Annotated in this window: 13 protein-coding genes; 5 read left to right on the top strand and 8 right to left on the bottom strand. The window is 37.9% G+C overall.

Annotation, left to right across the window (positions count from 1 at the left end):
- Positions 1–405: 405 nt before the first annotated feature.
- Entirely contained in the window at positions 406–1,017 is a 612-nt protein-coding gene (locus A3GQ_RS28050; RefSeq protein WP_245596781.1) for a DUF6223 family protein, read from the bottom strand.
- A gap of 720 nt (positions 1,018–1,737) precedes the next feature.
- Between A3GQ_RS28050 and A3GQ_RS0112615 the strand changes: the two genes are divergently transcribed.
- The 4 genes from A3GQ_RS0112615 to A3GQ_RS0112630 all read left to right on the top strand — a co-directional run bounded on the left by A3GQ_RS0112615 (position 1,738) and on the right by A3GQ_RS0112630 (position 5,591).
- Positions 1,738–2,424: a response regulator transcription factor gene (locus tag A3GQ_RS0112615; protein WP_028777348.1), complete on the top strand. Its 687-nt coding sequence runs from the start codon at positions 1,738–1,740 to the stop codon at positions 2,422–2,424.
- Positions 2,421–3,749, top strand: a complete 1,329-nt coding sequence (locus A3GQ_RS0112620) for a sensor histidine kinase (protein ID WP_028777349.1) — start codon at positions 2,421–2,423, stop codon at positions 3,747–3,749. Before A3GQ_RS0112615 ends, A3GQ_RS0112620 begins: the two co-directional genes overlap by 4 nt.
- Before the next feature lie 544 nt (positions 3,750–4,293).
- On the top strand, positions 4,294–5,193 hold the full coding sequence (locus A3GQ_RS0112625; RefSeq protein WP_028777350.1) for a PhzF family phenazine biosynthesis protein: 900 nt from the start codon (positions 4,294–4,296) through the stop codon (positions 5,191–5,193).
- 2 nt (positions 5,194–5,195) lie between these two features.
- Positions 5,196–5,591, top strand: coding sequence for a RidA family protein (locus A3GQ_RS0112630; RefSeq protein WP_028777351.1), 396 nt, complete (start codon positions 5,196–5,198; stop codon positions 5,589–5,591).
- A 411-nt stretch (positions 5,592–6,002) separates the two neighbouring features.
- Here A3GQ_RS0112630 and A3GQ_RS0112635 read toward each other — a convergent pair whose 3' ends face one another.
- From A3GQ_RS0112635 to A3GQ_RS0112660, 6 genes are all read right to left on the bottom strand, one after another.
- Positions 6,003–6,392 carry a VOC family protein gene (locus tag A3GQ_RS0112635; RefSeq protein ID WP_028777352.1) on the bottom strand — a complete coding sequence of 130 codons (390 nt, stop codon included), beginning with the start codon at positions 6,390–6,392 and terminating at the stop codon, positions 6,003–6,005.
- Positions 6,393–6,499: 107 nt separating this feature from the next.
- The gene (locus tag A3GQ_RS0112640; RefSeq protein WP_211227734.1) at positions 6,500–7,831 is read right to left on the bottom strand and encodes an ArsB/NhaD family transporter; all 1,332 of its coding nucleotides are present in this window, start codon (positions 7,829–7,831) and stop codon (positions 6,500–6,502) included.
- Positions 7,832–8,254: 423 nt separating this feature from the next.
- Positions 8,255–9,238 carry a ketoacyl-ACP synthase III gene (locus A3GQ_RS0112645; RefSeq protein WP_028777354.1) on the bottom strand — a complete coding sequence of 328 codons (984 nt, stop codon included), beginning with the start codon at positions 9,236–9,238 and terminating at the stop codon, positions 8,255–8,257.
- Positions 9,239–9,435: 197 nt separating this feature from the next.
- Positions 9,436–9,576 (bottom strand): hypothetical protein, encoded by a 141-nt coding sequence (locus A3GQ_RS27075; protein WP_156877702.1) that lies wholly within the window; start codon positions 9,574–9,576, stop codon positions 9,436–9,438.
- A gap of 153 nt (positions 9,577–9,729) precedes the next feature.
- A complete protein-coding gene (locus tag A3GQ_RS0112655) occupies positions 9,730–9,981 on the bottom strand; it encodes a hypothetical protein (RefSeq protein WP_028777355.1) in 252 nt (83 codons plus the stop codon).
- A 142-nt stretch (positions 9,982–10,123) separates the two neighbouring features.
- The gene (locus A3GQ_RS0112660) at positions 10,124–11,284 is read right to left on the bottom strand and encodes an MFS transporter (protein WP_028777356.1); all 1,161 of its coding nucleotides are present in this window, start codon (positions 11,282–11,284) and stop codon (positions 10,124–10,126) included.
- 211 nt (positions 11,285–11,495) lie between these two features.
- Between A3GQ_RS0112660 and A3GQ_RS0112665 the strand changes: the two genes are divergently transcribed.
- Positions 11,496–12,383, top strand: a complete 888-nt coding sequence (locus A3GQ_RS0112665) for a LysR family transcriptional regulator (protein WP_028777357.1) — start codon at positions 11,496–11,498, stop codon at positions 12,381–12,383.
- Between the two features lie 23 nt (positions 12,384–12,406).
- Here the strand turns inward: A3GQ_RS0112665 and A3GQ_RS0112670 are convergent, their stop codons facing one another.
- Positions 12,407–13,090 carry a TerC family protein gene (locus A3GQ_RS0112670; protein WP_028777358.1) on the bottom strand — a complete coding sequence of 228 codons (684 nt, stop codon included), beginning with the start codon at positions 13,088–13,090 and terminating at the stop codon, positions 12,407–12,409.
- Between the last annotated feature and the right edge of the window lie 335 nt (positions 13,091–13,425).

The following is a 13,425-nucleotide window of genomic DNA, read 5'->3' on the forward strand; positions in this document are numbered from 1 at the left end:
AGAAAAAGCACGACTCGGGGCAGTTTCGTCGATAGTACCATTGTAAAGGGAGCATATATCAATTTTGGTATCATCTAACCTTTAATCGGAAACAATCCTGCGGACCAGAATCCTCAACTGTTTTCTCTCTATTTCTTTTTTCCAAAAGATGGGTTTGAAACTTCTCCATGTCTATGTCACTTTTTTTATTCTTAGCCCTCTCTTTTTTGGATTTTTTCCTCCGATTTTAACCCAAAAGTGACGCAGAAGACTCATTCTACTTCACTTTTTAAATTAATGCTTGATAATCTGTTGTTTAGATTTCTATATAGATGATAACGAACGAAAATGAAATATAGTAAACCGGAGCAAATTTCTGCACCCACCAGAAAATGCCCAAGACGGGAAGGACCACAACACAGGGCATCAGCCAGTGCGGCGGAAGCGGGCCAGATACAGTCCAGCAAGCACCATGCTGTTCAGCCCTACCTCTATGGTCACGATGGCCCAGGCTTGCCCGTTGCTGTTGCCGAAACAACCGTAAGAGTTAGTCAAATACAACCCAGCAATGACTATGCCGATCAGCCCCGCCACTATGGTTACGATTGCCCTGCGACGTCCGTTGCCGGTGCTAAAACGACGACCGGAGGAGCGAACTAGAGTTATTCCAGCAATTACTATACCTATCAAACCTATCTCTACGGCTACGAAGGATCCCGCTCGCCCGTTGCCGGTGCCGAAACAACCGAAAGTGTTGGTCAGATGAAGTCCAGCGATGAGTATACCGATCAATCCTGCGACTGCTGCCACGATGGCCCCCGCCCGCCCGTTGCCGGTGCCGAAACGACCGGAGGAGCGAGCCAGTGACAGCCCACCTATGACCACGCTGATGAGCCCCACCACTGCTGCCACAATAGCTCCGGTTCGCTCGGAGGTATATCCAAATCCGACATAACCATTGGTACCTTCAGCAAAGGCAATAGTTGGCACAAGTAAAAGTGTACAAAGTATTGCGAATGGAACTAGCTTTATTTTCATTTGTAAATTACTCCTCTTTGTTGATTTAAAGTAGTATATATATCAACTTATACATACCATGTATCTAGCATTCTTATATTGTCTGCTAACAGATTTTAGGATGGTTGTAGTTCTCACATTATTATAAGAAAAACAAAAACGTGCGATCACTTCTGGTCCTTCTCGTATGGATAGTTAGATGCAAATGAGATAATGTTCTTTCTCTTGCATTTACTTAGAATCTCGAAGAGTTCGATAGGATTACCTGCTGGGTCATCTGGTAAGATCTGCTTTCCACCAAAACCCCTGTGACAACATCATTCCGAAAGCGTAGGCCTGCTTTACGTAAGATCTCGACAAAGCCACCTAGGTCATCAACCTCGATTTGAATCCGATTCCATCCACCATGTTCCGGTTTGAAGATTGGGATCAAAACTCCATTCAAATACTTTGCTGCGCAGATACTTGCTACTTTGCTTAGATCCTCCGTATGATTTCCAACTCCCCACTACGTTTTATTTTGATTATTCATCTTTCATCTCCCTTTCGTTAAATAATGAGCAAGTTGAATTTTTTATTTGTGTACATCCTGCTATTGCGTTCCTCCACGATCAAACGAAGTTTATCAAGTTGATGTTAAGGACTTGTCCAGAACCTATCCTTTTCTCAAGGTGATTCTATTTTTGCTTAAAAATAAAGCTATAATACGAATAAAAACAGCAGAAAGAAGCGAGATTTTAGATGAAAACAACAATACTTCTTGTTGACGATGAAGTGAAAATGCTTGAGGCGATGGCTCCATATTTACAAAATGAAGGGTTTCGAATTGTGAGCGCCACTACGGGAAAGGATGCGCTAAACGCAGCCAAAACGGAGTGTCCTGCTTTGGTTGTTTTAGATTGGATGCTTCCAGGAATGAGCGGAATTGAAGTTTGCCGCGAACTGCGAAACATGGGTTCTTATGGGATCATTATGCTGACGGCAAAAACGGAGGAGATGGATAAAATTATCGGTTTGGAAATCGGTGCCGATGATTACATGACAAAGCCTTACAGTTTGAGGGAGTTAGCGGCGAGAATACGTTCCGTCTTACGTCGCATTCAGGGGGAATCCGAAGAAATTCAAACAATGATAAGGGGAAATTTGACGATTATCGAGTCGAAATGCCAAGTCATGATCGATGACGTAGAAATTGTTCTTACTCCTACTGAATTCAAATTACTGCTTACTTTGGCCGCCAAACCTGGTATTGTATTCAGTCGCCTTCAACTGATGAAATCAGCCATGGAAGATGATTTCATTAACTACGAGCGCACGATCGATTCTCACATCAGCAACTTGCGAAAAAAGATCGAGAACGATCCAGCGGTTCCAAAATATATTCAAACCGTGTTCGGATTTGGTTATCGATTCGGTGACAAGCTATGAACGTTCGAGGGAAATTATTTGGCGCAATGACAATTCTGGTTCTTTTTGTCACAGTGGGCTACTTCGGGGCAACCCAAGGATACTTAAAGAACCGTTTTGAAGATTATTTCAAAGAAAAAACGACAGGGCTGTTTGAAATCTACTATAAGGAGCATAAAAACTCATGGGAAGGCATAGAAGAAATAAAGATTTCAGACAAATTGGAGCAGAAAAATCTAGATCGACGCAAGATTGCTCTTTTGTCTCCTGATGGCAACATCTTGTTTTTTAGAGGATCGGGAGATCCTCAATCGTTGATACAACAGGGAAAACGGAATACTATCATGGTAAACGGAACAACGGTCGGTACAATCTATGTCGATAGGTGGGAATCAAGCGAAGATTATTTATTAAAAAATTATATTCTGGACTCCATGCTCACCCAAGGTTTAAGGGTACCGGCCTTAACCGGGATCATGGCACTGCTTCTTGGCTTATGGTTAACCAAGAAATTAACGCAACCCCTGAAACGTCTCATCCCTGCCATACAAAAAATCGCAGTTGGAGAGCTTCACACTCGCATTCCTGTGACAACAATGGATGAGTTCGGGAAAGTTACTGAAGCGCTTAATCATATGTCGCAGCAGTTATTTCACGCAGAAGAAGTACGAAAAAATTTGACAGCCGATGTGGCGCATGAATTAAGAACACCGCTCTCCATTATTCAATGTTATATGGAAATGATTCAAGAGGGAGGACGAGACATTCCTCCAGAAACCTTATTGCCTATGCAGGATGAAGTAATCCGATTGTCCAAGCTTGTTGACGATCTCCACCAGTTAACACTGGCAGAAGCAGGAAAATTGAAGTTGGATCGATCCTCGACTGATCTTATTCCCCTTTTAGATCGGATTATCGATATGTTAAAGCCGGAAGCAGAAGAACGACATATCGACATTATTCGTTCGTATCCGGCGCAAAAATTGAATGTGTTCGTCGATCCTAACAGAATTACGCAAGTATTCTATAATTTGTTGGTTAATGCCATGCGGTATACCTCATCTGGTGGAAGGATTTCGATCCAAATTACGGATATTTCCCATGATGAATCGCGTTTTGCGTCTATCTCGATTACGGACACCGGAGTCGGAATCGCGGCGGAGCAACTGCCCTTTCTGTTCGATCGGTTTTATCGCGTTGAAGAATCACGTTCCCGTCATACAGGTGGCATGGGTCTAGGACTTGCAATTGCAAAAGAATTTGTTGAAGCTCATCAAGGCTTCATTTCGGTACAAAGTGAGATCGGGCGTGGGACCCAGTTTATTGTTTATCTGCCTTGTGCATAGTCCGACCAGTTATATGAAAGATTTTGGAGACTATATAATTGATTAGAGACGGTCTCCACAACCTTTTGAAAGGCACTGGATTTCACAGGTTAAAAATGTATTAGCCCAACGGTTGTTGGGCTTTCTAATGTCCATTGGTAAATATCCCTAGCCTATATCCTATTTTTACACATATCTTCCTGGTACCCCTGTTACTAAAAAAAGAGGACACTGTACTATTTTGGATAAAGGGTACGCTACGGTTTTTAGGAATGTAAAACTATTAACTTTCTGTATGTTAAGGAGCTTTGTTCCAATTAACCCCAATAGCTTAAGACATTTGGAACTAGAAATGAACTTTTTTGTTTTGTAAAACAAGAATATATATTAAAATAGTAGAGTAATTCTTTTTAGAAGTAGAGACTTAGGTAAAAAATATTGAAAATGTATGTTTTTGACCATGATGAAGATGAAAAGACAGTAGGAAAGGAAATTCAAGGTTCATACAGTTGGATTTGTTATTTTCAGAATTGACAAATTACAATTTAGAAACAGAGGAGACAACATGAAGAAAATAATCGATCTGCATCAAGTGGATGCGTTTACGGACACTCTTTTTGGTGGTAACCCTGCCGGTGTTGTTACAAATGCTGACGAACTGAACAATTACGAAATGGCAAATATCGCGAAAGAAATGAACTTATCTGAGACTTCATTCGTACTCAAGCCCACTACTGTTGATGCTGATATCAAGCTGCGTTATTTTACGCCAACCGAAGAAGTGCAATTCTGTGGGCATGCTACCGTAGGAGCTTTATATGAGCTAGCGCGACTCCATATGTATGGTCTCGGTGGTTCTGGGCAAAGCTCTATCCGTGTCGAAACAAACATTGGCGTGATCCATATTTCTGTTAAGCGAGGTAACGACAGTCAGTCCCAAATTACATTTTCCACTCCGAAAGTCTCTATGGAACCTTATCGTCTACAAGGGGAAGAATTTGCACATTCCTTTGGTATTCCCACCAATGTGCTTGAAAAAAATGGTGAGGTACTCCTAGACCACGAACTGAATTACCTATATATCCCAATTAGGTCCCTTAGACAACTTGGAGATCTGAGATTTAATTACGAGCAAATCCGTTCGAGTTTTGGTTCTGAAAATATAATTGTATTTTGTTTATTCACCAACGAAACAATAAAGAAAGAGTCACACTTGCACGCGCGTGGCCTTGCTCCTCTTATAGGTATTGATGAAGACCCTTTTACCGGCTCCATGCAAGCTGGTTTAATACATGCCGCAAAACAAAACAATCTTATAGAATCCAAACAACAAAAAATAATCGTAGAACAAGGAAACTTCATAGGTCGTCCAGGTTTTGCGGAGATTAACCACGATATGGATACGAATGAAATACTAGTTACAGCAAGCGCTGTACAAGTGTTTTCAACAAAATTGGAGGTTTAAAAATGAAACGAATAAGAGCAGTGGAAGGTCTTTCCCCGGCGGCTGGACCTTATTCATTTGCGGTCATTCATGCAGAAATGGTCTTCACAGCTGGACAGATCGGGCAAACCCCTGAGGGTACCCTTATCGAAGGCGGTATCGAAGCTGAAACGCATCAAGTGATGAGAAATCTTGGCAAGATTCTTGATAAAATCGATGTTGGCTTTCGTGATGTCGTAAAAACTACGATCTACTTAACAGATGCATCAGACTTTGGCCTAGTTAACGAAATCTACGCAAGCTACTTCCCTGATCACGAATACCCTGTGCGCGAAACAACTGTCGCTGCTTCATTGCCACTAGGTGCGCGTGTTGAGATTAGCATGATTGCAACTCTTCCTGATTCAAATAGCCAGTAAGAAAGGAAAATAGCCAGTTCTCTCCTGCATTTAAAGATAACTATGCTACAATAAAGATGGTTAAACCAATTACAACAGCTCGTCCTAAAAAACTATTAAAGTACCTCTATAATAAAATAGGGATAGTAAGACAGATCATGATCTAGTCCTTCATACACATTCCATTTCTTGAGCAAATAACGGCAAAACTGATCGATGCTCCTTCTATCCCTATTCGTTTCATCTTTTCTCCATCTTTATCAACCATACGTTTCATAACATCATTTTAATGTAAATACCTATGTTATCCTATTTGTGATGATAAGTACTTTTATAATTTGGGTATAATCGAAAACAAAATAGGCGAACCTTTTTTCAAATAAAAGAGGTCTGCCTATTTTAAGATGAATTTTATTTTCTTTACCTATCCAGTCACTCTAAACCTTCGTAAATCTCTATCATATTCCCTTGAGGATCTCTAAAATGAGATACTTTCATTCCCCAATTTTCTCGAACGGTTGGTTCAGTGATAAATGTGATCCCTTTATCCTGTAGCTCCTTATACTTCCTATCTACTTGATCCACTTCAAAAATAAGAACAAACGGGTCCATACTTTTACTTTCCAATGGCAAATCATGTACACCAACCGATTGAGCCATAAGCTCTCGATGAAACAAAGCCAGTCTTGATAAACCTGTATCAAATTCAGCAAAAGCAGAAGTTTCATTTCCCCATAACACTTTAAATCCTAAAATATCCCGATCAAAGAAAAAACATTCCCTAAACTTAGTGACACATAAACGTATATTGTTCAGTTTCATAATACAATACTCCCTTTCTTTTTCTTCTAAAACAAATCTCACTTTTCAACATTCCACTTGCCTCCCCAATAGTTTCGAAAGGAAAAAAATTCATTTTGTCTTTTATCTTATAAATAGCGAATGAAAATATAGATATGGGTGATGATTAGGGAAACAAGCGTGATCGGAGCTCCAATTTTTAAAAATTCCATATAACTAAATCCTCTTCCTTCTTTAGCAGCAAGGCTTGCAACAATTACATTTGCAGAAGCACCTAAAATCGTACCATTCCCTCCCAAACAAGCTCCTAATGCTAACGACCACCAGAGAGTATTAATTGCAGGTGCGTTTACACTAACACCAAGGCTATTTGCCATCTCTTGAATCAATGGAATCATCGTAGCAACAAAAGGGATATTGTCGATCGTAGCAGAAGCAATTCCAGATATCCATAAAATATAAATAGCTGCTAAAGAAAGATCACCATTAGTGAGATTCAACACTTGTTGTGCGACATATTTAATTACTCCTACTTCTTGTAACCCTCCTACCAAAGTGAACAACCCAGCAAAAAAGAAAATTGTCGTCCATTCAACGGAGGCAAATGTTTTTTCGATCTGATGTTCATTTAAACCAATCAGCAACAATAAACTGGCTCCTACAAAAGCAATGACAGATGCTTCTACATGTAAGATAGAATGAAGCGTAAAACCAACAATCGTTAATCCCAGTACAAATAAGGATTTTTTCATCAATGGAATGTTCTCAATGGATTCATTTTCATCTAAATTAGCTAATTTCTGTCTATCTTCTTCTGTTACAGTAAGCTTATTGCGGTAAATAAAATACAACATAAGAAGAGTGGTAAAAAGAATAATAACTGCTATTGGACCTAAATTCATCAAAAAAGCATTGAATGTTAGATGTTTGTTCGCAGCACCAATCATAATATTAGGCGGATCTCCTATGAGAGTAGCAGTCCCACCTATGTTGGAAGCGATTACTTCAGAAATCAAATAAGGAACTGGATTAACCTTTAAAATACGAGTAATCGAAAAAGTGATGGGCACAATGAGCAACACTGTTGTAACATTGTCTAACAATGCGGAAACTGCGGCCGTTAAAAGAGATAGCATCATCAAAAGATGAATCGGGTTGCCTCTCACTAACTTTGCTGTTTTGATCGCCAACCATTGAAAAACTCCTGTTGTATTCGTGATGGTCACTAAAATCATCATACCGATCAATAGTGCAATCGTATTCCACTCTATATAGTGAGTAAACACTTTATGCACATCTATAATACCTACTAAAATCATAACAGATGCACCTAATAACGAAATAACTGCTCGATTCCATTTCTCTGTGATGATAAAGGCATAAATAATGAAAAAAATCCCAATAGCCAACATTGTTGTATTCAAACAAATCCCACCCTTATTGCATAATAAAAAGCCCATCAACACATAAACTTCCCTTTTTATTAAAAAAGAAGTTATAGGTTGACAGGCTCCTCCGAAAAATACATATTCATATTAATGTCATTATAAAGGGAATGATCTTTGGAGGCAAGATACAAGTTAGGCTGTCCATTCTACTTTCTATAAAAGATGATGCCTCATAAGCATTAAGATCAAATCTGCATAGTACTCTGACCTTACAATAATTCGAAACCCATTGTTTTTACAGCAATAACATAACACCTTTGTATCCTATTTGTTATCAACAAAAAATCCTTCACTAGCCTGATGTGCTTTGCAAAAGGTTCTTCCTGAACTAACTTTATTTGGATTTCAATCTTTTCTTCATTTAAGACTTCCTTTAAATGCAGTAGTCAAAAGACTACCATCCCAAGAATCCCACTGCTTCAGCAGTGTAGAGAGTCAAATACTCCATCTTAACAAACAATGTGAATAAACAAACCCTCCACCAAAACCAGAGAGTAAAATAAGATCACCTCTTTGTAGTTTTCCTAACTGATAGGCTTCTGTCAAAGATAGCGGAATAGATGCAGATGAGGTATTACCATAGTACTCTCCACTGAATAGAACCTTATCTTCATTCATATTGATCCGATCACAAATTGCATGGATGATCCGCATATTAGCACTGTGTGGCACAAACCAATCTACATCTCCTACCCCATAGTCTGCTTCTTTTAAAAAGGGAGGAATAGTATTGGAAAGGGAAGAAACAGCTAATTTGAAAACTTCCCTTCCATTTTGAACAATTTTTTTCTCTTTTTTAATTCCTTCACCTTCTATGTTATTAGCTATATTGGAAACATATAAATACCGACCTGCATCCCCTCTTGTCCCATATGATGCATGAACAAAACTAGGATTGATCTCTTCTCTTTCTACCAAGGCTACCCCTGCTCCATCTCCAAATAGAACACACGTGGTCCGATCTTGATAATCAACAACTTTGGACATGGTTTCCGCTCCTACTACCAATGCTTTTTTACATTGATTGGTTGAAACAAGCCCATTTGCTACATTGAGCGCATAGGTAAAACCAGCACATGCTGCACTAAGATCCATTGAACCGCATTGCGAGATACCAAAATAATTCTGAATTTGACTTGCTACACTCGGAAATACAAAATCAGATGTAGATGTTGCTACAATAATCATATCGATGGTTTGAATTTCAAGCGAAAAAGTTTCTATCATACTTTCAACTGCTTTGATCGCTAAGTCACTTGTAAATTGAACATCTTCCGCGATTCTTCTTTCTTTCATTCCAGTTCTTCGTTGAATCCATTCATCGTTTGTTTCTACTGATTTAGATAAATCATCATTCGTTAGTCTTCTTCCAGGTACATAAGAACCAACAGCAGTTACCTTTGCTTGTGAAAACAACATACAACTTACCTCCGTATCCTGAACACTATCCATATTAAAATCATTTGTATATAAAATTAAAAAAATACCTTTCATCCATAATAACGTTTCATTCATCTTATATAAATGTACAATTTCTTAATTTTCCTATTTGGTTCATTCCTTTTCGATAAATATAAAAAAACCACAACTTTCTAAAAAGCGTGGTTTCCCAAAAACTATTCGTATTTCACAGGAAACTCAACTAATCCCCTTAGTAAAAAACCTGGACGATAGATTAATTCATCTTGTTCAACAGCTAACTCTAAAATACGTTGTTTTGTTGTGGGACGAAGCCGAAATCGGAAGGCTCTGTGCATCGATTTCACCTCCCTAAATGGGATTTTACGGATATTATAGAACGATGTTTGTATATGTCAAGAATTTCAAAAAATAGTCAGACGAGATGATCTCTGCCATCTCTCGTCTGACTATCGCTTTCATCCCACGTTTGAAACCGTGGGTTTTCTCTCTCACGAATCTATAAAAAATTCCCGGTAGTCATCTGGAAAGAAACGATAATTGTTGTTATCAGGAAACACATGAGGATCCTTTATAAACCGCTGATCACTCATTATCTCTATTGCATGCTTATACTTTGTAATTAACCAACCCTGATTGTTACCTGGTAGTGTAATAGGATAGGTTGGTCGCTCTTTTCGCATTTGCTTATAGAATTGATGTGATTTAGCCTTAAAATCAGAAGAAAAAATGTTAACACTCATCCCATCCCTCCTACTCTATTAACATTCCAATTATACAGAAATTTCATACTTCATGCATTTTTCATTATACTACACAGTAGACATTCTAAAATAAAATAGTTAGAGCATCTAAATATTTCTAGTAGATGCTCGATTTATTCATTTATTCAGATACTACTTTTGATTTAACACTTAAGACAATAATGGATGACAAGAAAGCGAAGATCACAATAATGGCACTAAACCAAGGATTAAAACTAGTTGTACTTGAGAATTTAATCAACATGCCACCAAGACCTGCTCCTACTGCTAATCCAAATTGGGCTACAGAAGAACTTGCGCTTAAAGCCAAATCTGACGATTGTGGTGCTTGTTGAATGAAATATGTCTGCAAAGCTGGAATTGTTATATTTGCTATTCCTACCCATAATCCAGTAAGTAGCAATGTTAACAGCACAGATTGAGTAAAGAGTGGTATAGAAATCAAGAAGATCGTATGAAATAAAACACTATACGTAATTGTTCGGGATGTTCCCCATTTATCTGCACCAAATCCTCCAAGTCGGGTTCCTGCCACTGCAAAAATACCAAACACGAACATACTCAAACTGATCGTTGTCATATCAAGATGAATAGTTTCTTGCAAAAATGGCGTTAGATAAGTATAATTCGCTCCGTATCCAGCGATCAAAAAGAAAAAAATGGATAGACCACCCAAAATTTTTTTGTTTTTCAAAATAGAAAATTGTTCTTTGATAGGGATTGGTTCCGATCCTTCTAATTTGGGGATTAATTGGAATAATGGAATCATAATCGCTAAACTCAAGATAGTTAAAAGAGCAAAAATAGATCTCCAACCCAACCATTCACTTAAAAACACCCCAAGAGGTACACCCAATACCAATGATGCTCCAAATCCTAAAGAAACAGTACTGATTGCATTCCCAATTTTATCAGGTGTGACTAATTTAGCAGCAACACTCATAGCCACCACAATAAACACACCGGCACTAGTTCCAAGAATAACCCTTGTTAGCAATAGAATCGGGAACGAATTTGGGAAGAAAGAAACGATATTCCCTATGAGAAAAAAACTTAATGAACCAAGCAAAACTTTTTTTCGTTCCATTTGAGAAGTAAAAGTAACAACAATAGGAGTACCAATCGCAAATGCCAAGGAAAATGCGGTTACCAATTGACCAGCAAGCGCAACGGTAATTTGTAGATCTTTTGCTATTAGATTTGCAATTCCTGCCACAACCATCTCAGAAGTACCTGTTAAAAATGTTCCAATCGCCAGTAAATAAATTGCTATGTTTTTCATTTCCAATCAACCTTTCTTTTTCTTTATTTTTGAATTTTGGAATTTTATTTCTTTATTCTTTCCTGCTAAATCATGTTGGCCAACTTGCTTCTCCACTTTTCCATCGATTTATCTTGTTGGGCTTATCGTACTATGGATAAATAATAAATAAAAATATATAATTCAACATATATACATTCCATCTAGTATATGAAATAGGAGGAGTGATTCCATGGAACTACTACAACTACAATACTTCCAAAAAGTTGCTCGACTTGGACATTTAACAAAAGCTGCAGAAGAACTTCATATTGCCCAACCAGCACTTAGTAAAACCATTGCAAGATTAGAAAATGATCTAGGTGTTGCTTTGTTTGATCGACAAAAACGGCAAATCAGATTAAACGAATATGGTCAAACCTTTCTCAAGCAGGTAGACATTGCACTAGCGGCATTAGAAGAAGGAAAAAAACAAGTAATGGATCAAGCCGATATCGATCGAGGAAGAGTCACATTGGCATCTACCGATCACCAATGTGACGCAGAACTTGTGAGCTCATTTTTAACTTTGTTTCCTAACAATCGTCTGCTTATTAAACAGACACATTCTGAAGAGCAAAATCAAAACCTTCTCCAAAACAGAGAAATCGACTTTTACATTACTTCCTTACCAGTTACAAATAAGAACATGGAAAACCATGTATTTGTTACAGAAGAAATTTATGTAGCAGTTCCAAAAACGCATCCATTTGCAAATTATTCTAAAATCGATCTCCATGCTCTCTCAGATGAAGATTTCATTAGCCTACCATCACGAAATCATTTTCGTCATATAACAGATGGTTTATGCAAAGAAGTAAATTTTCAACCTCAAACCGTTTGTGAAGTCGAAGAATTATCTGCTCTCAGCAGTTTTGTAGCAAAAGGAATTGGGGTAGCGTTTATAACAGAAGCTGTTTCGCGTCCTGAAATCACCTTAATACCGATCAAACAACAAAATTTCCAGCGGAGTTTTCAACTTGTATGGCTAAAAGAAAAATATTTATCTAAATCAGCTCTACGTTTTCAAGAATATCTCATCCACTATTACCAGAATGAAAAACACCTTACTGCGAATTGAGTAAGGTGTTTTCTTCCCTATGTTTATTCTGATTTCGTATGCTGATTTTGTTTTGACCGCTTTTTCCATGTCCCAATCATAATTACTCCCACTACAACAACGATGATTACTCCCCATTTCAATAAGGGATTATCTTCAAAAAAACCTTTCAAAAATTTCTCATCTACCATCATTTTAGCAGCAGTAAATGCTAAAACGGCAGCTCCAATCGTAATGATAATAGGATAACGTTCTAACCATTTTAAAATTAGCGTGCTTCCCCACACTACAATTGGTACCGATACTAATAAACCAATAATGACTAAGGAGAAGTCGCCATGTGCGGCTCCTGCAACTGCAAGAACATTGTCCAATCCCATCAAGGCATCAGCTATAATAATCGTTTTTATCGCCGTCCAAAAACTTTGGCCTGATTCTACATTATGTTCTTTCTCTTCTGCGAGGAGTTTATAAGCTATCCAAACCAGTAATATGCCACCTATCAAGAGCAGACCTGGAATTTTTAAAAGCCAAACTACCAATAACGATGCAATTGCTCTTATTCCAATTGCACCAACTGTCCCCCAAACGATCACCTTTTTCTGTTGTTCTTTGGGCAAATTCCTTGCTACTAAACCAATGACGATCGCATTATCACCAGCCAGAACTAAATCAATGACGATAATTGCTAACAATGCTGACCAATAGTCGGGTGTAAAAAAATCCATGACTAGTACCACTCCTCACTGTTAATATGCTCCATTTACATTATATTTACTTTACTTCAGCATAAAAAAAAGAACATTTACTACTTTATATTTTGTATATTATCAGACCTATACTATTCACACTTTGCATATTTTTGTTCTTTTTCAACATAAATCCACCTCTTAAAATAGACATAACGTTCGTAGATGCCTATCCATTGTGATGCCATAACAAATTCTTGAAGTAAAACCTTCCTGTCATTTGTAGTTTAAATAAAGTATTTTCAAATTAAAAAGACAAAAAAACCGATGATTTATAATAAACTCATCGGCCAAAAATATTATTGATAATTCTT

Origin of the sequence: Shimazuella kribbensis DSM 45090 (assembly GCF_000428065.1) — a bacterium.
Classification (GTDB): domain Bacteria; phylum Bacillota; class Bacilli; order Thermoactinomycetales; family Thermoactinomycetaceae; genus Shimazuella; species Shimazuella kribbensis.

What these genes read in the sequence shown, in the direction of transcription:
- A3GQ_RS28050 (WP_245596781.1), bottom strand. Translation starts at nt 1,017, where the DNA reads ATGAAAATAAAGCTAGTTCCATTCGCAATACTTTGTACACTTTTACTT.
- A3GQ_RS0112665 (WP_028777357.1), top strand. Translation starts at nt 11,496, where the DNA reads ATGGAACTACTACAACTACAATACTTCCAAAAAGTTGCTCGACTTGGA.
- A3GQ_RS0112620 (WP_028777349.1), top strand. Translation starts at nt 2,421, where the DNA reads ATGAACGTTCGAGGGAAATTATTTGGCGCAATGACAATTCTGGTTCTT.
- A3GQ_RS0112640 (WP_211227734.1), bottom strand. Translation starts at nt 7,831, where the DNA reads ATGGGCTTTTTATTATGCAATAAGGGTGGGATTTGTTTGAATACAACA.
- A3GQ_RS0112655 (WP_028777355.1), bottom strand. Translation starts at nt 9,981, where the DNA reads ATGAGTGTTAACATTTTTTCTTCTGATTTTAAGGCTAAATCACATCAA.
- A3GQ_RS0112625 (WP_028777350.1), top strand. Translation starts at nt 4,294, where the DNA reads ATGAAGAAAATAATCGATCTGCATCAAGTGGATGCGTTTACGGACACT.
- A3GQ_RS0112660 (WP_028777356.1), bottom strand. Translation starts at nt 11,284, where the DNA reads ATGAAAAACATAGCAATTTATTTACTGGCGATTGGAACATTTTTAACA.
- A3GQ_RS0112630 (WP_028777351.1), top strand. Translation starts at nt 5,196, where the DNA reads ATGAAACGAATAAGAGCAGTGGAAGGTCTTTCCCCGGCGGCTGGACCT.
- A3GQ_RS0112670 (WP_028777358.1), bottom strand. Translation starts at nt 13,090, where the DNA reads ATGGATTTTTTTACACCCGACTATTGGTCAGCATTGTTAGCAATTATC.
- A3GQ_RS0112635 (WP_028777352.1), bottom strand. Translation starts at nt 6,392, where the DNA reads ATGAAACTGAACAATATACGTTTATGTGTCACTAAGTTTAGGGAATGT.
- A3GQ_RS0112615 (WP_028777348.1), top strand. Translation starts at nt 1,738, where the DNA reads ATGAAAACAACAATACTTCTTGTTGACGATGAAGTGAAAATGCTTGAG.
- A3GQ_RS27075 (WP_156877702.1), bottom strand. Translation starts at nt 9,576, where the DNA reads ATGCACAGAGCCTTCCGATTTCGGCTTCGTCCCACAACAAAACAACGT.
- A3GQ_RS0112645 (WP_028777354.1), bottom strand. Translation starts at nt 9,238, where the DNA reads ATGTTGTTTTCACAAGCAAAGGTAACTGCTGTTGGTTCTTATGTACCT.